This is a genomic window from Citrobacter europaeus (genome assembly GCF_037482245.1).
Classification (GTDB): domain Bacteria; phylum Pseudomonadota; class Gammaproteobacteria; order Enterobacterales; family Enterobacteriaceae; genus Citrobacter; species Citrobacter europaeus.
The window spans coordinates 3,635,433-3,655,571 of the sequence record NZ_CP148084.1 but is presented as its reverse complement, the minus strand read 5'-3'; the positions used below and the strand labels follow the sequence as shown (position 1 = coordinate 3,655,571).

15 protein-coding genes are annotated in these 20,139 nt (G+C 55.2%); 7 read left to right on the top strand and 8 right to left on the bottom strand.

Annotated elements, in window-relative coordinates; all coding sequences use genetic code 11:
* Nucleotides 1-91: 91 nt before the first annotated feature.
* Together WHR59_RS17290 and WHR59_RS17285 are read right to left on the bottom strand one after the other, a co-directional pair.
* The gene (locus WHR59_RS17290) at nucleotides 92-1,612 is read right to left on the bottom strand and encodes an FGGY family carbohydrate kinase (protein WP_200000285.1); all 1,521 of its coding nucleotides are present in this window, start codon (nucleotides 1,610-1,612) and stop codon (nucleotides 92-94) included.
* 340 nt (nucleotides 1,613-1,952) lie between these two features.
* Nucleotides 1,953-2,903, bottom strand: coding sequence for a sugar-binding transcriptional regulator (locus WHR59_RS17285; RefSeq protein WP_003831176.1), 951 nt, complete (start codon nucleotides 2,901-2,903; stop codon nucleotides 1,953-1,955).
* 361 nt (nucleotides 2,904-3,264) lie between these two features.
* Here WHR59_RS17285 and WHR59_RS17280 point away from each other — a divergent pair, with 361 nt between their 5' ends.
* Both WHR59_RS17280 and WHR59_RS17275 read left to right on the top strand, forming a co-directional pair.
* On the top strand, nucleotides 3,265-4,095 hold the full coding sequence (locus tag WHR59_RS17280; protein ID WP_003831177.1) for a transketolase: 831 nt from the start codon (nucleotides 3,265-3,267) through the stop codon (nucleotides 4,093-4,095).
* Nucleotides 4,088-5,023, top strand: a complete 936-nt coding sequence (locus WHR59_RS17275) for a transketolase family protein (protein ID WP_008784049.1) — start codon at nucleotides 4,088-4,090, stop codon at nucleotides 5,021-5,023. The genes WHR59_RS17280 and WHR59_RS17275 overlap by 8 nt, the downstream gene beginning before the upstream one ends.
* A gap of 3 nt (nucleotides 5,024-5,026) precedes the next feature.
* Here the strand turns inward: WHR59_RS17275 and entD are convergent, their stop codons facing one another.
* Together entD and WHR59_RS17265 are read right to left on the bottom strand one after the other, a co-directional pair.
* On the bottom strand, nucleotides 5,027-5,650 hold the full coding sequence (gene entD / locus WHR59_RS17270) for an enterobactin synthase subunit EntD (RefSeq protein ID WP_172862811.1): 624 nt from the start codon (nucleotides 5,648-5,650) through the stop codon (nucleotides 5,027-5,029).
* A gap of 48 nt (nucleotides 5,651-5,698) precedes the next feature.
* Entirely contained in the window at nucleotides 5,699-7,972 is a 2,274-nt protein-coding gene (locus WHR59_RS17265; protein WP_043015528.1) for a TonB-dependent siderophore receptor, read from the bottom strand.
* A gap of 253 nt (nucleotides 7,973-8,225) precedes the next feature.
* On the opposite strand from WHR59_RS17265, the gene fes reads away from it, so the two are divergent.
* The 3 genes from fes to entF are packed head-to-tail and all read left to right on the top strand — an operon-like array spanning nucleotide 8,226 to nucleotide 13,579.
* Nucleotides 8,226-9,443 (top strand): enterochelin esterase, encoded by a 1,218-nt coding sequence (gene fes / locus WHR59_RS17260; protein WP_338843327.1) that lies wholly within the window; start codon nucleotides 8,226-8,228, stop codon nucleotides 9,441-9,443.
* A gap of 30 nt (nucleotides 9,444-9,473) precedes the next feature.
* Nucleotides 9,474-9,692, top strand: a complete 219-nt coding sequence (locus tag WHR59_RS17255; RefSeq protein ID WP_047412796.1) for an MbtH family protein — start codon at nucleotides 9,474-9,476, stop codon at nucleotides 9,690-9,692.
* Nucleotides 9,689-13,579, top strand: a complete 3,891-nt coding sequence (entF, locus tag WHR59_RS17250) for an enterobactin non-ribosomal peptide synthetase EntF (RefSeq protein ID WP_338843326.1) — start codon at nucleotides 9,689-9,691, stop codon at nucleotides 13,577-13,579. Before WHR59_RS17255 ends, entF begins: the two co-directional genes overlap by 4 nt.
* Nucleotides 13,580-13,612: 33 nt before the next feature.
* Here entF and fepC read toward each other — a convergent pair whose 3' ends face one another.
* Genes fepC through fepD form a run of 3 tightly spaced genes read right to left on the bottom strand, consistent with a single transcriptional unit; the run spans nucleotide 13,613 to nucleotide 16,409 of the window.
* Nucleotides 13,613-14,416 carry an iron-enterobactin ABC transporter ATP-binding protein gene (fepC, locus tag WHR59_RS17245; protein ID WP_075145017.1) on the bottom strand — a complete coding sequence of 268 codons (804 nt, stop codon included), beginning with the start codon at nucleotides 14,414-14,416 and terminating at the stop codon, nucleotides 13,613-13,615.
* Entirely contained in the window at nucleotides 14,413-15,405 is a 993-nt protein-coding gene (fepG, locus tag WHR59_RS17240) for an iron-enterobactin ABC transporter permease (protein ID WP_043015533.1), read from the bottom strand. Before fepG ends, fepC begins: the two co-directional genes overlap by 4 nt.
* On the bottom strand, nucleotides 15,402-16,409 hold the full coding sequence (fepD, locus tag WHR59_RS17235) for a Fe(3+)-siderophore ABC transporter permease (RefSeq protein WP_043015534.1): 1,008 nt from the start codon (nucleotides 16,407-16,409) through the stop codon (nucleotides 15,402-15,404). Before fepD ends, fepG begins: the two co-directional genes overlap by 4 nt.
* Nucleotides 16,410-16,518: 109 nt before the next feature.
* On the opposite strand from fepD, the gene entS reads away from it, so the two are divergent.
* Nucleotides 16,519-17,757, top strand: coding sequence for an enterobactin transporter EntS (gene entS, locus WHR59_RS17230; RefSeq protein ID WP_043015535.1), 1,239 nt, complete (start codon nucleotides 16,519-16,521; stop codon nucleotides 17,755-17,757).
* Nucleotides 17,758-17,810: 53 nt separating this feature from the next.
* On the opposite strand, the gene fepB is transcribed toward entS, so the two are convergent.
* Nucleotides 17,811-18,767 (bottom strand): Fe2+-enterobactin ABC transporter substrate-binding protein, encoded by a 957-nt coding sequence (gene fepB / locus WHR59_RS17225; protein ID WP_043015536.1) that lies wholly within the window; start codon nucleotides 18,765-18,767, stop codon nucleotides 17,811-17,813.
* Between the two features lie 187 nt (nucleotides 18,768-18,954).
* Between fepB and entC the strand changes: the two genes are divergently transcribed.
* Nucleotides 18,955-20,130, top strand: a complete 1,176-nt coding sequence (entC, locus tag WHR59_RS17220) for an isochorismate synthase EntC (RefSeq protein WP_043015537.1) — start codon at nucleotides 18,955-18,957, stop codon at nucleotides 20,128-20,130.
* Nucleotides 20,131-20,139: the final 9 nt, after the last annotated feature.

Below are 20,139 nucleotides of genomic sequence, written 5' to 3'. Positions count from 1 at the left end.
CGGTGAAACAACGTAAAGCTTGAATTTTTTATGGTCCGGTATCCTCCTGTATATGTGGTAAATAACGTCGCGCTTTTTCCCTGGTGAGGCGTCAGGCGGACGAGGCCGGTTTCCATAATGTTCTGTTTACCGCATGGCGCCATTCCTGCCATCTTTTTTGCAACCGATGATGGCGATCCATGTCGGGTTGAAATGTGCTATGTACGGTTAAAAAAGCTTTTAAATCAGTCAGTGAGCCAGGGGAAAGCGCTTTACGCGCCAGTAATGCCGCGCCAATGGCGGAAAGTTCTGGCACATCGCTACGCATAACCGGATAACCAAGCAAGTCTGCCTGGTATTGCATTAGCCAGTCATTTTTAGTGGGGCCACCGTCAACCATTAATGCAGTTAACTTGAAATCATCGTGCTGCTGCATGGCAACTACAACATCGGCGATTTGATAGGTAATCGACTCAAGTGCGGCACGAATGAGATGTGCTCGTTTAACTCCCCGGCTGAGTCCGCAGATGACTCCACGGGCACTGTCATCCCACCATGGCGCGCCAAGGCCGGTCAGTGCTGGCACAAAATAAACGCCGAGGGTTGAATCAACGGAGGCGGGAAGGGTGTTGAGTTCGTAGGTCAGTTCGGCATCAGAAAGTTCGCTCAGACCCGTACTGTCTGCCATCCATGCCACCGCATCACCCGTGTGCGGGATATTGCCTTCCAGTCCGTATATGATGCTGTTTCCATCGTGCCAGGCGATGGTGGTAGCCAGTGCGTCAATATCACATTGGGCTGATTTGACCGGCGCCATCACCGATGACCCGGTACCGTAAGTTGCTTTAACGCATCCCATTTCGCCAAGAGCATGGCCAAACAGAGCGGCATGTGAGTCACCCACCATCGACATCACAGGAATGCCGTCTGGAATGCCATTCAGTCCACGTGTATGACCAAATAATCCACTGGAGGGTTTTATTTCCGGTAAGGCGGCACGTGGAATGTGGAAGAGTGCCAGCATGGCTTCATCCCACTCCCCAGAGTGCAGGTTTAGCAACTGTGTGCGGGCGGCGTTGGAATAGTCACAGCAGAAGGCTTCACCAGCGGTTAAATTCCAAAGCAACCAACTGTCGATCGTTCCCAGGCAAATTTGTCCCTGCGCAGCCAGCTGTGGCCCATCGGTCACGGATTCCAGTAGCCAGCGCATTTTTGATGCGGAAAAAAGGGGAGCGATTGGCAGACCAGTGGTTGATTTTATCAGCTGTTCTTTATTTTCATGCCGCAGCTCCTCGCAGTAAGCCGCGCTGCGCGTACATTGCCAGGTGATTGCGGAATTTAGCGGTCTGCCAGTCTGGCGATACCAGCCTATGGCGGTTTCACGCTGATTACTAATAGCCAGCGCCGCGACGTTTTCAGCACCAACATGATTCACAGCTTTGGCAATGACGCCAATAGAAGCATCAATCAACACCTCGCCAGATTGTTCAACCCAGCCATCCCGAGGGGTCTGAATCGCCAGTGGCTGAGAAAACTTTGCGACCACATTGCCCTGTGCATCAAGCGCGACTGCTTTGGCGTTAGTTGTGCCTTCATCCAGCGCAATAATGAACTCTTTCTTCGCTGCACACATAGATTATCTCCTGAGTCACATTGCGTCCCGGTTTGGAGGATAAAGCCCCCCTCATTGTCGCGTCATTACTACATCAGGCCTGGCTGTGACATCGTTTTTTTAATTATTGAATATATATTCGGTGTTGATTATTTATTTAATACCTTAGCTACAATCTTTCCGTTGGGCTACAGAAAAAATCATCAATTGTGCTGAGAATCACACTTACATAGACGGGATAATAACAGAAAGAAGAATAAATTAAGGCGAGGTGAAACCTTTCAGTTCATTGAAATATATAGGTTTTAGTCACAGCCTTTGCTTTTTATCTTTCGTGCAAAGGCTATCAGCGAATCGAGGATCAGGAGGTGACCAGCATCCGGGCGGTAGGATAGTCGGTAATAAGCACGTCGATATAACCTCCGTTCAACGCCCCTTTAATTGCCGCGACTTTGTCTGTACCGCCAGCAAGGGCCACGACATTCGGGCATTTTTTTACCTTGTCCAGGGCCATGCCAATTACGGGATCTTCGTCATCTTGCAATACCGGCTGGCCCTTGTTGTCGTAGTAATGCAGGCAAATGTCTCCGACCGCGCCGCGATCAGCCAGTACCTGCAACATATCTTCGTGGTAGTAGTTGCCTGATGTTTTCAGCAATTGGGACGGTTCGAGGATCCCGACGCCCACAATGGCGATGTCTACGTTATCAAAGCGTGAAATCACATCGGCGACATCTTTGCTGGCAACGAGACGGTTTTTCTCTTCAACCGAGCCTTCGATACTCTGCGAAGGCAGCAGCCAGGCTTCACAATTCAGATGTTGTGCCAGCGTCTGCGTCAGAATTGTGGCCTGTACGTTGCCGTTAGGACCCACGCCGCCCAACAATTGAATTACGCCGCCGGCTTTCAGGTTCTGCGTATGGACTTCATCCACCATCGCTCGGATCGTCGAACTCCATGAGGAAACGCCCACCAGATCTTTGGGGCGTAGTCGGGTTTCCAGATAGTGGGCTGCGGCAGAACCAATGGCGCGTTTGATGGTGTGGTCGCTGGCATCCTCTTCGGTATCGACCACAATGGCCTGCTTAATGCCGTAACGTTCCTCGATCCCTTTTTCAAGATTCAGGAAGATATTTGAGGGCTGGACAACGCTGATTTTCACCACCCCTTCTTTCTGACAGCGGGTGATGGCGCGGGAGATAAACGACTGAGAAAGCGAGAGAAGTTGAGCAATATCGGACTGTTTGCGTCCTTCAAGATAGTAAAGGGTAGCGATTTTAACCAATAGCCGTTGTTCGTCCTGCTTAGCCATATATTTCCTCGAAAATCATTTACGTACCGCCATTATCTTAATGCGTTTTATCATACGCGAAAATTGAAGACAGGTAAGTGTGATAAAGCTCTAACTTTAACCAATCCTCCAAAACAGCTATGGACAAATACGAAAATTAGGTTGCATAATTGAATAAAGAATCATTTGTGAATATATATTCATGGTGGTTACAGGTCAACTTATTATTACCAGCGTCAGTGTGGTCGCGGTAAGGAGGCAGAATGTTCCTGAGTATGATACAACGGCGTAAGCCTGAAGATGTGACGTATGGGAAATTCTGGTTTTTTTAGTCCCACGCGGAATAAATATTCCATATTGAAAATAAATTCAGAGGTGCTAAATGAATCCCTGGAACTATGATATCCAGACTCTTGAGCGCAAAGCGCGGGCGGTTCGCCGTCACATCGTTAGATTAAATGCTAACAGCCCTGCGGGTGGGCATACTGGTGCGGACTTGTCTCAAGTTGAGCTGTTGACGGCACTCTATTTTCGTATACTCAATGTCGCTCCGGAGCGTATCGCTGATGAGGCTCGGGATATCTACATCCAGTCTAAAGGTCACGCGGTAGGCTGTTACTACTGCGTTCTGGCGGAGGCGGGTTTTTTTCCCGTTGACTGGCTGGAAACCTATCAACATGCCAATTCCCATCTTCCCGGACACCCGGTGCGCCAGAAAACGCCGGGTATTGAACTGAATACCGGTGCTCTGGGCCACGGTTTACCTGTTGCGGTGGGACTGGCTCTGGCTGCGAAGAAAAGTAACAGTTCACGCCGCATCTTTTTAATCACAGGCGATGGCGAACTGGCCGAAGGAAGTAACTGGGAAGCGGCGCTGGCTGCTGCTCATTATGGCCTCGATAACCTGATCATTATTAATGACAAGAACAATCTTCAATTAGCCGGACCGACTCGCGAAATCATGAATACCGATCCGCTTGCCGCAAAATGGCAGGCATTTGGTATGACGGTGACTGAGTGTCAGGGGAATGATATGGCGTCGGTTGTCGCCACGCTGGAAGGACTTAAGCAGGATGGCAAACCTAACGTCATCATTGCCAATACCACGAAAGGCGCGGGTATATCGTTTATCCAGGGGCGCCCTGAATGGCACCATCGGGTGCCAAAAGGTGAAGAGATCGAACTGGCTCTGGAGGAGTTAAAAGATGAGTAATGCAGAACACCTCGCGAACGTCATGGTTCAGGCGTTCATTGATGCAGTGGAACAAGGTGTTGACCTGGTGCCGGTCGTAGCGGACTCGACATCAACCGCGAAAATTGCTCCTTTTATAAAGCAGTTTCCCGGTCGCCTGGTCAACGTAGGTATTGCCGAACAAAGCATGGTTGGAACGGCGGCAGGACTTGCACTTGGCGGTAAGGTCGCCGTCACCTGTAACGCTGCGCCATTTCTTATCTCCCGTGCCAATGAGCAAATTAAAGTCGATGTTTGCTACAACAATACCAATGTGAAGCTATTCGGTCTTAATGCCGGTGCCAGCTATGGTCCGCTGGCGAGCACTCACCATTCGATCGATGATATTGCCATTATGCGAGGCTTCGGCAATATCCAGATTTTCGCCCCATCTTCGCCACGAGAGTGCCGACAGATTATCGATTATGCGATTGGCTATCAGGGACCGGTATATATTCGTCTTGATGGAAAAGCACTGCCGGAACTTCATGACGAGAGTTACCGTTTTGTTCCGGGGGCGGTGTTGACGCTGCGTGAGGGCGAGCATGTGGCGCTGGTGGCAACGGGCTCGACAGTTCATGAAATTGTTGATGCCGCTGCGCTGTTGGCTGATGCCGGTATTCAGGCGAAGGTGGTCAGTGTACCTTCAATTCGACCATGTGATACCAAAGCCCTGTTGTCAGCACTACAGGGCAGCAAAGCGGTGATTACCGTAGAAGAGCACAACATTAATGGTGGGTTGGGAAGCCTGGTGGCAGAAGTGCTGGCTGAGGGCGGAGTCGGGGCGGTGTTAAAGCGTTTAGGCATTCCGGATGGAGAGTATGCAGCGGCAGCGGATCGTGGCTGGCTACGCCAGCATCATGGTTTTGACGCCGCAGCTATCGCTGCTCAGGCGCGTGAACTGCTGTGACGTTCACACTGTTGCCAGTGTGATTACATCATTGCCCGAGAACCGCCATTGCACGCGATACGCCTGGCTGTGAGCACGTAGTATCATTTGGTTGTGTTGCAACTCAACGATTTGATACTGCGTAAATTCGGCGACTGATTGTTGTGACGCCTGGGTTGCTTTAAAGGTACTTTCTTTGGCGGAAAATGCCAGCGTGAGAGCCTGCTCCACAGACAGACCGCTATTAGCCAACCACGCTTTTTCTGTATTGGTGACAATACTACTTACCAGTTCGTTCGCCATTTGCTGCGTAAAAATAGTTTCTATATCCAGCCCGACGGGATGCGTTGATACCGCCGCCAGGGCGATTGTTCCGCTATGACTGATGCTGCCAAACAGATTTTGCGGCCACAACGGTTGGCGTTGCGCGCCGATGCCGGGTACGGTTTTGTGACCAAACTCACGCAGCGCGTGTACTGCGGCAATACGCCCAGCTAAGTGCTCAGCTTTACGCTTACGTCCACAGGACTGAAGCTGAGTGTGGTGGGGGAGCCAGAGCAGGTCGTGCTCATGGAAGCTGGCGGGATCGAACTCGACAATGTGCAGCGTGTGGTCTGCGAAAGTGAGCGGTGTGTGCGTGGTGTGCATGATAGTTATAATTTCCCTCTCCCCGCAGCGAGGAGAGGGAAAACGTTATCAGAAGTGCGTGTTAACGCTCATGAACCACGTCCGGCCCGGTTCGTTATAGGTGTATGCGCCAGCGCCCGCCATATAGTTCCCGGTTACAATATCGCCCGTGGTCTGGGCATTACCTTCACGCCACAGACGTTTGTCGAAGACGTTATCCACGCCGCCGGTCAGGCTGACGTTTTTCGTCACATCCCAGGTCGCGCTCAGGCCGACGATGCTGTACGGGCTGACTTCACTCGCCGAACTACCGGTTACCGGTTTACCCTGGTAATCGTACTTCTTCGGCTGCTGTTTGCCGTACCAGGTGAAGGTGGACTGCAGCGACAAATCTTCGCGTGCCTGCCAGCTCAGAGTCGAGTTCAGCGTGTACTCAGGAATAATCGACAGGCGTTCGCCGGTCTCTTTATTTTTACTTTGCAGCATGTAAGTGATGTTGTTGGTCCAGTTAACGGTTTCGCTAACCGGCACGTTCAACGTACCTTCCAGACCCTCAACCACCGCTTTAGGAATGTTTTCCCACTGGTAGATATCGGTGTAAGTCGTCTTCCCTTTGTTGGTGATAGACGTTCTGTCGAACGGTACCGTACCTGCTTCAATTTTGTTGCGATAATCGTTGCGGAACCAGGTTACCCCAGCCAGCCAGCCGTCGCGCTTGAACTCAAGACCAATCTCTTTGTTGATACTGGTTTCGGCCTTCAGATCGTCGTTACCCATCATGTAGCAACCAATACCGGTCGCGGAACCGGTGGCGTAGCAACCCTGCCCCTTGCTGTACAGAATGTAGTTCGGGTTGAGCTGATACAGGCTTGGCGCTTTATAGGCGCGCGCGATACCCATTTTCAGTGTAAAGTCGTCACCCAGACCCTGGGACAGGTTCAGGGACGGACTCCAGTTGTCGCCGACGATGCTGTGATGGTCGAAACGCAGACCTGGCGTCAGCATCGTGCTGTCGGTCAGCTCCATGTTATTTTCAGCAAACAGAGAGAAAATCTCTGCATCTGAGTACGGGCTACGGTTAGTGCTGCTGGCCCCTGGAATATCACCGCCCATAAAGGTCTGTGAATTAGATAACATGTCTTTCATGCGCTGCTGGTTCCATTCGGTACCAAGCGTCAGATTTTGGTTAACCAGCAGATCTAACGGAATGCTGACCTCACTGTGCAGCATGACGTCACTCAGGTCGGCGTCGAGATATTTTTGTGACGCATTCGGGTCGAAAATCCCTTCAGTACCACCTGCCAGGCCTTCCGGTGTACGGGAGTTACGCGTGTGTTCGTACTGCACCCAGTTGCTGGTGGTGACGCCGTTATCCCAGCCGCCGTTCCAGGTCAGAGAGTAGTTCTGGCGGTAAAGACGGTTGGTCTCTTTCCCGTAGTTATCTTTCACCAGTTGGTTGGTGTTGGTGTTTTGGGTGTCACCCGCATACAGGTTGCCCTGGCGGCTATAGCCGGCTTCCAGTTCCAGTGACTGGAGCGGGGCGAAATCCCAGCGAACCACGCCGTTAATGTCTTTGTTGATTACCCCTTCACGACCGGCGGGTAAGGTGTTGGAGTAGGTGCCGGTACGTTCAGACTGATGGCCCTGGTTGATGTCCCACGCGTCGGCCTGAGTTTTATCGAGATTACCGTACAGACGGAAGCTGAAATCCCCGCCCAATGGGCCATTCAGGCTAAAGTTGGTCCGCTTGGTCGAACCTTCATCTTTGTGTTCCGGGGCGTTGAAATAGGTATCCCAGGAGCCGTGCCATTCATTGCTGCCTTTTTTGGTGATGATATTCACCACGCCGCCAGCCGCACCGTTGCCATAGCGTGCCGCGGCAGGACCGCGCAGCACTTCAATACGTTCGATCATTTCCGGTGGGACCCAGGCGGTATCGCCGCGGGTATCACGCTCGCCGCGCCAGCCCTGGCGTACGGAGTTACGGCTGGTAACCGGTTTTCCGTCGATCAGAATCAGGGTGTTTTCTGGCCCCATACCGCGGATATCGATCTGACGGTTGTTGCCGCGCTGTCCGCTGGTTGAGTTACCGGTCAGGTTAACGCCAGGCATGGTACGGATGATTTCCGACACATCGCGAGCGGGAGGATTCTTACGAATCTCATCAGCGGTAATGGTTGAAACGCCCGGCGCCTGCAGGTTCTGCTGGGCAGCGGTAACGACGATGGTGTCTTCATGAGAGACTGCGGCGCTATCGGTTTGATCTTCTGCCATTGCTGGCAGGGCTACCCCGTAAATCCCTAAATTGACCAATAAGGCCAGTGAATGAATCTTGTTGTTCATTGTATGTCCTGCTGTTCTTTTAGCCACGAGTTCCAATGTGCCGTGTTGCGGCATTTGGCCTGATGTCGCCCGCATCCGCGTAAACCCTCCATTCCAGAAAAAGTACGCAGCGCCAGGTCGGTTTATAAGTGGTGAAAAACTGTGCGCGCTTCCCACAGCGCGACAATACGCTATTGCAAATGCAAATAGTTATCAATAATATTATCAATATATTTCACGCTAGATCATAAAATTTCACGATAAACATGGGGTTATGGCGGTGACGACGTTAAAGATGGGAAGCGAGGCGTGGTGGCAGTCAAAAAAAGGCCCGGAGTGGGAGCGTGAAGACAACGGAAATTATCGGGTAACCTTCTGGTGGCGTGACCCGCAGGGAACGGAGAAAGAGTCAGCCATTCATCACGTTTGGGTTTATATCACCGGCGTCACCGACCACCATCAAAATGCTACCCCTCAGTCGATGCGACGCATTGATGGAACGAATATTTGGTGCTGGAGTGTTTCCCTCAGCGCCAACTGGCGTGGCAGTTACTGTTTTATTCCAACAGCGCGCAACGATATTTTTGCGCCGCAGGCGCTGGGCGAAACGCCTGACCGAACCGCGCTGCGTGAAGGCTGGCGGCAATTACTGCCTCAGGCTATTGCTGACCCCCTTAATTCGCAGAGATGGCAGGGCGGTCGTGGCCACGCGGTGTCTGCGCTGGAAATGCCTGATGCACCCGTACAACCAGGATGGGATCGACCTGAAAACCCCGATTCACCCGCAGTGTGTCTGCAATGGCGTAGCGCCAGGCTTGGTAATACGCGTCGCGTATGGGTCTTTACCACCGGTGAGGCCCAAGCGGAATCTCGTCCGCTGGCTATCCTGCTGGACGGACAGTTTTGGGCGCAGAGTATGCCGGTCTGGCCTGCGCTAACTTCACTTACGCATCGTGGGCACCTTCCTCCTGCCGTTTATCTCCTGATTGATGCCATCGACACGGCTCACCGTAGCCGCGAACTGCCGTGTAACGCGGATTTTTGGTTGGCGGTACAAGAGGAGCTGTTGCCGCTGGTGAAGACGACAACCGCGTTCAGTGATGACCCGCAGCGCACGGTGGTCGCCGGACAAAGTTTTGGCGGATTGTCATCGCTGTATGCCGGGCTAAACTGGCCCGCGCGCTTTGGCTGCGTGCTCAGCCAGTCGGGCTCTTACTGGTGGCCGCATCGCGGTGGTCATCAGGATGGGACGATCGTTGAGCAACTGAAGAGCGGGAAGGTCAGTGCTCAGGGGCTGCGTATTGTCCTGGAAGCCGGGATCCGCGAGCCCATTATTTTTCGCGCTAATCAGGCGCTATATGCCCAGTTACCCTCTGCACCACAGTCTATTTTCTGGCGTCAGGTTGATGGCGGACACGATGCGCTTTGCTGGCGCGGCGGTTTGATGCAAGGGCTGATAACGCTCTGGCAACCGCTTACCGACACGATTTAACCGGACGACGTTCCACGACAGGAGTTGAGTATGGAATTCAGTAACCCCTTCGATAATCCGCAGGGCCAGTTTTACATTCTGCAAAATCCCCAACGTCAGTTTAGCCTTTGGCCGCGACAATGCTCACTTCCTGCTGGTTGGACGGTCGCGTGCGAACCCCAATCCCAGGAAGCCTGCCAGCAATGGCTGGATGCAAACTGGACCACGCTGACGCCAGCAAATTACGTCGATGTGCAGGAGGCTCCATGACTCAGCGTTTACCATTAGTCGCGGCTCAGCCGGGGATCTGGATGGCGGAAAAACTCTCCACATTGCCCTCGGCATGGAGCGTGGCGCACTACGTAGAATTAACCGGCGAACTGGACGCGCCGTTGCTGGCAAAAGCGGTTGTGGCGGGTCTGGAGCAGGCAGATACCCTACGGATGCGGTTTAGCGAAGATAACGGCGAGGTCTGGCAATGGGTAGACCCCGCGCTCGCCTTTGCGCAACCCGACATTATTGACCTGCGTGAAAAATCCAATCCCCATGAGGCGGCACGAGCGTTGATGCAGGCAGACCTGCAGCAGGACATACGTGCTGATAGCGGCAAACCGCTGGTTTTTCACTTGCTCATTCAGGTGGGAGACAAGCGCTGGTATTGGTATCAGCGTTACCATCATCTGCTGGTTGATGGCTTCAGTTTTCCGGCCATTACCCGCCAGATAGCCGCGATTTACCGCGCATGGCTGCATGGCGAGTCCACGCCAGAATCACCTTTTACGCCATTTGCTGAGGTGGTGGAAGAGTATCAACAGTATCGTCAGAGTGATGCCTGGCAACGCGACGGCGCCTTCTGGAGCGAGCAACGAAAGCAACTCCCACCTCCGGCATCGCTATCGGATAAACCACTGCCGGGGCGGTCAGCCAGCGCGGATATCATTCGTCTGAAGTTAACCGCGCCTGAAGGGGAGTTTCGCCGACTTGCGGCACGTATGCCTGACGTTCAGCGAGCGGATCTGGCCCTCGCGCTGGTGGCGTTGTGGCTGGGACGTTTGTGCAGCCGAATGGATTATGCAGCCGGGTTTATCTTTATGCGGCGCATGGGATCGGCGGCGCTGACGTCCAGCGGACCCATTTTAAACGTTTTGCCATTTGGTGTGCAACTGGATGCGGCAGAAAGCTTGCCTGCGCTTGCGCAACGACTGGCCGGACAGTTAAAGAAAATGCGCCGACATCAGCGTTATGATGCCGAGCAAATTGTTCGCGACAGCGGGCGCGCAGCCGGTGCTGAACCGCTGTTTGGCCCGGTGCTGAACGTGAAAATATTCGACTATCAGCTCAATATTCCCGGCGTGCAGGCGCGAACTCATACGCTGGCTACGGGGCCGGTGAACGATCTTGAGCTGGCGCTGTTCCCGGATGAAAACGGCGGTCTGAGTATTGAAATCCTGGCCAATAAACAACGTTATGAAGCCGAGACGCTGGCGCAGCATGCATCACGTATAATCGGGCTTATCGAGCAGTTTGCCGACAATCCGGCGCTATGCTGCGGCGACGCCGGGATGCTGTTGCCAATAGAACATGAGCGGCTGACGAAGATTAACGACACCACCGTGGAGATCCCGTCCACTACGCTGAGCTCGTTGGTGGCGCAGCAGGCTGATAAAACGCCGGATGCCCCGGCGCTGGCCGATGCCCGTTATCAGTTTAGCTATCGCGAAATGCGCCAGCAGGTCGTGGCGCTGGCGCAGCTTCTGCGCGAGCGTGGCGTCCGCCCTGGCGACAGCGTAGCCGTGGCATTACCGCGTTCCGTGTTCCTGACGCTGGCATTGCACGGTATTGTTGAGGCAGGAGCCGCCTGGCTGCCATTGGATACCGGATACCCGGACGATCGCCTGCGGATGATGCTCGAAGACGCAAAACCGAAATTGCTGATCGCGACCGAAGAGCAACTGGCGCGCTTTAGCGATATTCCGGCGCTGGAAAGTCTGTGCTACAACGCGCCACTGCCAGCAGAAGATGCAGCTCCGCTGGCGCTATCTCAACCCAATCATACGGCCTATATCATTTTTACTTCCGGTTCTACCGGCAGACCAAAAGGGGTAATGGTTGGGCAAACCGCCATCGTTAACCGTTTGCTGTGGATGCAAAATCACTACCCGCTGGCCGCAGATGATGTGGTGGCGCAAAAAACGCCGTGCAGTTTTGACGTCTCGGTATGGGAGTTTTTCTGGCCGTTTATTGCCGGGGCAAAACTGGTAATGGCGGAACCTGAGGCGCACCGCGATCCGCTGGCGATGCAGCAATTCTTTGCCCAATACGGGGTGACGACCACGCACTTCGTTCCTTCGATGCTGGCCGCTTTTGTCGCTTCACTGACGCCGGAAACCGCGCGGGAGAGTTGCGCCTCGCTGAAACGGGTATTCTGCAGCGGTGAAGCCTTGCCTGCAGATTTATGTCGCGAGTGGGAGCAGTTGACTCGTGCGCCACTGCACAATTTATACGGGCCAACGGAAGCGGCGGTCGATGTGAGCTGGTATCCGGCCTGTGGGGATGAACTTGCCGCCGTAACCGGCAACAGTGTGCCGATTGGTTATCCGGTATGGAATACGGGTTTACGCATCCTGGATGCCATGATGCGCCCGGTGCCTTTCGGCGTGGCGGGTGACCTGTATCTGACGGGGATCCAACTGGCGCAAGGATACCTGGGGCGAGCGGATCTGACCGCAAGCCGCTTTATCGCCGATCCGTTTAACGCCGGCGAACGCATGTACCGTACCGGGGATGTGGCGCGCTGGCTGGAAAATGGCGCGGTGGAATACCTTGGGCGCAGCGATGACCAGCTTAAAATTCGCGGACAACGCATTGAGCTTGGTGAGATTGATCGGGTGATGCAGCAGTTGCCTGATGTCGAGCATGCCGTTGCCCATGCCTGCGTATTCAACCAGGCGGCGGCGACAGGCGGCGATGCACGTCAACTGGTGGGGTATCTGGTGTCGCAATCGGGGTTACCGCTGGATACGTCCGCATTGCGGGACAGTCTGCGTGAAAAACTGCCTGCGCATATGGTGCCAACGGTATTGTTGCAACTGGCGGAGCTACCGCTTAGCGCGAACGGTAAACTGGATCGTAAAGCGCTGCCGATGCCGCAGTTGACGTCGCGTACTTCCGGGCGCGCGCCGCGTACAGGGACTGAAACTACCATCGCACAGTCTTTTGCGGCTTTGCTGAGTTGCGAGGTGAATGACGTGGAGGCGGACTTCTTTGCGCTTGGTGGTCATTCGTTGCTGGCGATGAAGCTGGCAGCGCAGTTGAGCCGGGCTTTTGAGCGTCAGGTGACGCCTGGGCAGATAATGGTGGCTTCTACCGTTGAACAACTGAGCGCACTGCTGGAGAGCAATGATGATGAGCAGTCGCAGCGTCTGGGATTTGAGACGCTACTGCCGCTGCGCCAAAGTCACGGGCCAACGCTGTTTTGCTTCCATCCGGCGTCGGGTTTTGCCTGGCAGTTTAGCGTGCTGTCGCGCTACCTCAGCCCGCAATGGTCGATTACCGGCATTCAGTCTCCACGGCCGGATGGCCCTATGCAAACGGCGGAGAACCTTGATGCGGTATGTGAACATCATTTGGCAACGCTGCTCAGCCAGCAGCCTCATGGTCCCTACTATTTATTAGGTTACTCGCTGGGAGGCACGCTGGCGCAGGGGATTGCCGCGCGCTTACATGCCAGAGGAGAGACAGTTGCATTCCTGGGACTGCTCGATACCTGGCCGCCGGAAACGCAAAACTGGCAGGATAAAGAGGCCAATGGGTTAGATCCAGCGGTACTGGCGGAGATCGCGCGCGAGCGTGAAGCGTTTCTGGCTGCGCAGCAGGGTAATGCGTCAGAGACCTTATTTAACGCAATCGAAGGTAACTACGCCGATGCGGTTCGCCTGCTCACCACGGCACACAGCGTGCCGTTTGCTGGTCACGCCACGCTGTTCGTCGCTGAGCGTACCTTAGTGCCGGGAGTCAGTCCGGAGCGCAGCTGGTCGCCGTGGATATCCAGTCTGGATGTCTATCGTCAGGACTGCGCGCACGTTGATATCATAACCCCTGAGGCGTTTGAGAAGATTGGGCCAGTCATGTGTGACCTGCTCAAAGACATTCAGTAAATGGTCTCGCCACCTCTGCGGAGGTGGCGGTGTTTACCTGTTCGCCGTACGTCCTAATGGCACCACTAACGGCGTTCCGGCAACCGGATCGTCGATAATCATACAGCGCAGACCGTAGATTTTTTCAATAAGCTGCGCGGTGACTATCTCCTTTGGCGCACCCTCGGCAATAATTTTTCCGTCACGCAGCGCAATCAGATGCGTCGCATAGCGACAGGCCTGATTGAGGTCGTGCAGAACGGCGGCCAGCGTATAACCTTTCTCCCGATTGAGCTCACTCAGCAGCTCCAGCAGATCGATCTGATGGCTGATATCCAGCCAGGTGGTGGGTTCATCAAGCAGCATAATCGACGTTTCCTGTGCCAGCACCATCGCAATCCATGCGCGCTGGCGTTGTCCACCGGAAAGGGTATCCACACTTTGTGATGCAAGATGTGTGATACCCGTCGCCTGCATTGCGTTAGATACCGCGATTTCATCTTCATTGCGCCAGCGGGTAAACAATGGCTGGTGCGGGTAGCGCCCGCGGGCAACCAGTTCCTGTACCGTAATATCACCCGGCGTGGTGGCGTTTTGCGCCAGCAAACCTATTCTGCGGGCAACCTCTTTGCTGGCATAGTGCTGAATATGCTCGCCGTCGAGCCAGACCTTGCCATGCGCGGGCGTCATCAAACGACTCAGCGTGCGCAGTAGCGTTGATTTCCCGCAGCCGTTTGGCCCGATGATTGCGGTGAAGTGACCGTCGGGAATCGACACATTGAGGTTTTCCGCCACGGTAAACTTGCCATAACCCAGCGTTAACTGGTCGCCACGCAAACGGGCTACTGATTCGATCATTTTTTGCGGGACTCCTGAATTAACAAGACGATAAGATAAATACCGCCGAGGCTTACGGTGACAACGCCCACCGGAAGCTGATAAGGCATAAAGAGCTGTTGGGCGCATAAATCCGCCATCAGCAGCAGCAACGCGCCGCACAACGCCGACAGAGTTAATCCCCAGCGCGATGTGCCGCTAATCCGCCGCGCGATATGCGGGGCGACAAGGGCAATAAACGAGATTGGACCTGCCAGCGCGGTGGCGGAAGCGGTCAGTACAACCGCTACCAGCATCATCATCAGACGTGAGCGTTCTACACTGACGCCAAGCGCGCAGGCGCTGTCATCACCCATTTCCAGCAAACGCATCCGGCGTACCAGCAGCGTGGCGCACACCAGCATGATGATAATCAGTGGGGCAGAAGGCCAGGTCTTGGCCCAGGTCAGGCCATTGAGCGAACCGGCGTTCCACAGCCCGGCCGTCAGCGCGGTTTCTAATGATGCTTTCAGCAATAGCCAGGTGTTGAACGCGACCAGCATAGCGCGTATGCCGATACCAATAATAATCAGCCGGAAGGTGTCGATACCATTGCGCCAGGCGAGCGCCCAGACTACCAGAGAGGTCAGGACCCCACCCAGCATGGCTGCCAGCGCGATAGCGGTAAGATGCTGTCCGAACAGTACCATTGCCACCAGCACACCGCTCCAGGCCCCGGTATTGAAACCCATCACATCCGGGCTACCCAGCGGGTTGCGCATCAGCGACTGAAATATTGCGCCGCTCACGCCGAGCGCCGCGCCAATCAATAGCGCCATGAGCACGCGTGGCAAACGCCATTCGGTCACCACCAGTGTAATGCTACGCGGCGCATCGCCGAGCAGGGCAGCAATAATTTGCTGGGTTTCCAGCGTAACGACGCCGCTACGCAGGCTCCACAAGCCAACGGCGAGACATCCTACAACCAGCAGCAGGCTGCTGATTATCAGGCGGCGAGGGAGGTGCATCATGCGCCACCTCCACGCGGTTTCCGCCGTACCAGAAAGATAAGCACCGGCGCGCCGATGAAGGCGCTGACCACCGAAACGCGCAGCTCACCGGGGACAATCAGGCGACCGATGATATCGGCAATCAGTAACAGAGAAGGGGTTGCCAGCAGGGTTACGGGCAGTGACCAGCGGTGATCCGCCCCCACCAACCAGCGCGCCATATGCGGCATCATCAGGCCAATAAAAGCGATAGGGCCGACAATCGCGGTTGCACTGCCGCACAATACGGTAATCACCAGCAGGCCAATAAACTGCGTGCGAGCGACTTTACTGCCAAGCGCGGTAGCGGTGTCGCTGCCAAGGCTCAGACTATTCAATGCCCGGCTGAGGAATAACGCGACCGCCGCAGCAATCAGTACCGGTACCAGAACAACCTTTAGCGTTTGCAGGCTGCGGATATCCAGTGAACCGGCCTGCCAGAAACGCAACTGGTCGTAGACGTCCGGATTGAGCAGGGCGATGCCGGTAGATAATCCTTCCAGCACCGCGCCCAGCGCTACGCCCGCCAGCGTCAGACGTACCGGGCTTAACTGTCCGCCGCCCTGGCTACCGGTAAATGCCACGATCAGCGACGCGGCCAGCGCCCCGCAAAAGGCCATCAGCAGTTGCTCTTGCGCAGAGGAAAAGCCGAACAGCGCGGCTCCCAGCACAATAGCGAAGCTGGCGCCAGAGTTGACGCCCAGAATACCGGGATCGGCGAGAGGGTTACGCGTGAGCGTTTGCATTAATGCGCCAGCCAGGCCAAGCGCGCCACCCGCGAGCAGCCCCGCCAGCGTGCGCGGCAGGCGCGCGTCCAGCACGATGGTGCAATCAGCGCTTTGACAACTGCCTGTGAGCGCATCCAGCACCACGGAGGCAGGTAGCGACTTGGCGCCAATAACCAGACTTAATACCGTGGTGAGAACAAGTAATAACAATAGTCCGGGCACGGCGAAGGCGCGTGTCGCGGAAACAGAGCATGACATATCAACTTCCCTGATAATGATAGTAATTATCGTTATCGATCTTATTTGGATATGTTAGCATGTGCAGCCATCGAATGGATATTGAAAAAGTACCTGGTAAGGCTCTGTAATGAATCGACAATCCTGGCTGCTCAATCTCAGCCTGTTAAAGACCCACCCTGCATTTCGCGCCGTCTTCCTCGCCCGTTTTATTTCCATTGTCTCTCTGGGGCTACTCGGCGTGGCGGTTCCGGTACAGATCCAGATGATGACTCAGTCGACCTGGCAAGTAGGTTTATCGGTGACGCTGACCGGCAGCGCAATGTTTATTGGCCTGATGGTGGGCGGGGTGCTGGCCGATCGCTATGAGCGTAAAAAAGTGATCCTGCTGGCGCGTGGAACCTGCGGCGTCGGCTTTATTGGTCTGTGTCTGAATGCGCTGCTGCCCGAACCATCGTTACTGGCCATTTATCTGCTTGGCTTATGGGACGGTTTCTTTGCCTCGTTGGGCGTAACCGCTTTGCTGGCGGCAACGCCGGCGCTGGTCGGGCGCGAGAATTTGATGCAGGCCGGGGCAATTACCATGCTGACGGTACGCCTGGGTTCGGTAATTTCGCCGATGCTTGGCGGGGTGCTGCTCGCGACCGGCGGCGTGGCCTGGAACTACGGGCTGGCGGCGGCGGGTACTTTCATTACCTTGCTGCCGTTGTTGAGTCTTCCCGCGTTGCCGCCTCCGCCACAGCCGCGTGAGCATCCGCTGAAATCGCTGCTGGCAGCATTTCGCTTTCTGCTTGCCAGCCCGTTAATTGGCGGCATTGCGCTGCTCGGCGGTCTGCTGACTATGGCGAGCGCCGTGCGCGTGCTGTATCCGGCGTTGGCAATTAACTGGCACATGTCGAGCGCGCAAATTGGTCTGCTGTATGCCGCCATTCCTCTTGGCGCGGCAGTGGGGGCATTGACCAGCGGACAGTTGGCGCACAGCGTTCGTCCGGGACTGATCATGCTGGCATCAACCGTAGCGTCGTTCCTGGCAATTGGTCTGTTTGGCTTGATGCCGGTCTGGCAGCTTGGGGTTGTCTGCCTGGCGCTGTTCGGCTGGTTGAGTGCGGTCAGCTCTTTGTTGCAATACACCCTGTTACAGACGCAGACGCCGGAAGCAATGCTTGGGCGAATTAACGGTTTGTGGACGGCGCAGAACGTTACCGGCGATGCGATTGGCGCGGCGCTGTTAGGTGGTCTGGGCGCGATAATGACGCCGGTCGCTTCGGCAAGCGTGAGTGGCTTTGGGCTGGTGATTATCGGTCTGCTACTGCTGCTGCTGTTGGGTGAAGTGCGCCGATTCCGACAAATGCCCGTGAATGCCAGCTAACGTTATGCCCAGGGGAGGCCGGATAAGGCATTAGCCGTATCCGGCGCGGGTGATTAAAACAGAGCCGACAGACGCTGCAGCAGCAACGTCGCGCTGTAGTAGTCGAGACGGAAGGTTTCCGTGCCCAGAGCATAAACACGTTTATTCTGCACGGCTGGCAGATGCGCCAGAAGCGGATTGGCATAAATGGCATCGGCATCTTTGCTGTCGCCAGCAAACAGGAACAGCGCTTCGCCGTTCAGGCCAGCCGCCAGGTTCTCACCGCCAAGCTGGATGATATCGTGGCGTTTGCCCTGACTCTGGCTGGTGTGCAAACCGGCAGGCAGCGGGGCCAGAGTGAAACCTAATTGCTCCATCAGTTTGCCCTGCGCCGACTCAGGGGTCCACAGGTTGGCACTGTGCGCCGCGGCGGTATACACCAGCGCGCTGACCGGTTGCGGCGGCAGGGTGATACGTTGCTTAACCGCCTGCAGTTGCTTATCAAACTCGGCAATACGGGATGCCGCCTGTTGTTCCTGACCGGTAATTTCACCTAACTGCGTCAGCAACGACTGCCAGCTTTTATCGTCGTAATTAATGATGAGCGTTGGCGCAATGGTGGACAGCTGATCGTAAAGCGCGAGGGCTGAATCGCCCCCAGTGGCGCTTATCAGAATCAGATCCGGCATTTGTGCCGCTACGGCCTCAGCGCTCGGTTCCCCGATGTACAAACGGCTCAGTTTGCGCGCCTTTGCCACTTCGCTCCACTGGCGTAAAAAGCCCTGTGCATCGCCGATGCGGTTGTTCGGCGTAGTGGCACCGCTGGCGATGACCGGAGCATCAATCGCCAGCAGCGAGCCGGTGAGGGTGACGCTGGTGGAGACAATTCGCTGTGGCTTATGCTCCAGCGTATGCGTGCCGCGACTGTCGGTAACCTGACGCGGCCAGTCGGCGGCGTGGCCTGAAGAAATTCCTGAAATAGATAAACCAGCCAGTAAGAGCACGGTGCGACAAAAAGAGGGGAGACTCACGTATCAGCATCCTGTTATCAGTATAAGTAATGCTTCTCATTTTCATTGTTAGTGGGCAAGGATGCAAGCCAAAGTCGCACATTGTGCTACCACAAGAGTTGACATACCGGCGCTTTGCTTTTAGGTTAGCGACCGAAAATATAAATGATAATCATTATTAGAGCCTTTATCATTTTTGGAGGATGATATGGATATGTCACTGGCCGAGGAAAAAACGCAGACTATGCCGACGCTCGCTCCCGACAGTTTTTTCTTTATGTCGCCGTATCGTAGTTTTACGACGTCAGGATGCTTCGCCCGCTACGCGGAACCGGCAATTGATGGCGATTCGCCAGACAGCCCATTCCAACAAAAAATGCATGCACTGTTTGCGGATGCCAAATCGCAGGGCATCGCGAACCCCATCATGGTAGGGGCGATTCCTTTTGATACCCGCCAGCCGTCATCGCTGTTTATTCCCCGCTCGTGGCAGACGTTCTCCCGAACGGCGAAGCAGCAGTCATCACGTTACTTTAACGCGCATCAGTCGCTGAACGTTGTTGAACGTCAATCGATCCCGGAACAGGATTTCTTTGAAGATATGGTCAGCCGGGCGGCTGCGCTGACGGCTACCCCGGAAGTCGACAAAGTGGTGTTGTCACGCCTGATCGATATCACCACCGATGCCAGCATTGACAGTGGCGCGCTGCTGGAGCGCCTGGTGGCGCAAAATCCGGCCAGCTACAACTTCCATGTGCCTCTGGAAGACGGCGGCGTATTGATTGGCGCCAGCCCGGAACTGCTGTTGCGCAAAGAAGGCGATCGTTTTAGCTCACTGCCGCTGGCAGGCTCGGCACGTCGTCAGCCAGATGATGTGCTGGACCGAGAGGCGGGGATCCGCCTGCTGGCCTCCGAGAAGGATCGCCATGAGCACGAACTGGTGACGCAGGCGATGAAAACCGTACTGCGCGATCGCAGTCGTGAACTGCAATTGCCTTCTTCACCGCAACTGGTTACCACGCCAACGCTCTGGCACCTTGGCACACCGTTTGAAGGTAAAGCCAACGCGCAGGAAAACGCCCTGACGCTGGCGTGTCTGCTGCATCCGACGCCTGCGCTGAGCGGTTTCCCACATCAGGTTGCACGCAACATTATCGCCGAGCTGGAGCCGTTCGATCGCGAACTGTTCGGCGGCATTGTTGGCTGGTGCGATGCCGAAGGTAACGGTGAATGGGTGGTGACGATCCGCTGCGCGAAGCTGCTGCGTAATCAGGTTCGTTTCTTTGCTGGCGCCGGGATTGTTCCTGCCTCTTCTCCGGTTGCGGAATGGCGTGAAACGGGGGCCAAGCTCTCCACGATGTTGAATGTTTTTGGACTGCATTAAGAGCCTTAT

Coding starts and splice junctions, on each gene's coding strand:
- WHR59_RS17290 (WP_200000285.1), bottom strand. CDS start 1,612: ATGTGTGCAGCGAAGAAAGAGTTCATTATTGCGCTGGATGAAGGCACA.
- WHR59_RS17285 (WP_003831176.1), bottom strand. CDS start 2,903: ATGGCTAAGCAGGACGAACAACGGCTATTGGTTAAAATCGCTACCCTT.
- WHR59_RS17280 (WP_003831177.1), top strand. CDS start 3,265: ATGAATCCCTGGAACTATGATATCCAGACTCTTGAGCGCAAAGCGCGG.
- WHR59_RS17275 (WP_008784049.1), top strand. CDS start 4,088: ATGAGTAATGCAGAACACCTCGCGAACGTCATGGTTCAGGCGTTCATT.
- entD (WP_172862811.1), bottom strand. CDS start 5,650: ATGCACACCACGCACACACCGCTCACTTTCGCAGACCACACGCTGCAC.
- WHR59_RS17265 (WP_043015528.1), bottom strand. CDS start 7,972: ATGAACAACAAGATTCATTCACTGGCCTTATTGGTCAATTTAGGGATT.
- fes (WP_338843327.1), top strand. CDS start 8,226: ATGGCGGTGACGACGTTAAAGATGGGAAGCGAGGCGTGGTGGCAGTCA.
- WHR59_RS17255 (WP_047412796.1), top strand. CDS start 9,474: ATGGAATTCAGTAACCCCTTCGATAATCCGCAGGGCCAGTTTTACATT.
- entF (WP_338843326.1), top strand. CDS start 9,689: ATGACTCAGCGTTTACCATTAGTCGCGGCTCAGCCGGGGATCTGGATG.
- fepC (WP_075145017.1), bottom strand. CDS start 14,416: ATGATCGAATCAGTAGCCCGTTTGCGTGGCGACCAGTTAACGCTGGGT.
- fepG (WP_043015533.1), bottom strand. CDS start 15,405: ATGATGCACCTCCCTCGCCGCCTGATAATCAGCAGCCTGCTGCTGGTT.
- fepD (WP_043015534.1), bottom strand. CDS start 16,409: ATGTCATGCTCTGTTTCCGCGACACGCGCCTTCGCCGTGCCCGGACTA.
- entS (WP_043015535.1), top strand. CDS start 16,519: ATGAATCGACAATCCTGGCTGCTCAATCTCAGCCTGTTAAAGACCCAC.
- entC (WP_043015537.1), top strand. CDS start 18,955: ATGGATATGTCACTGGCCGAGGAAAAAACGCAGACTATGCCGACGCTC.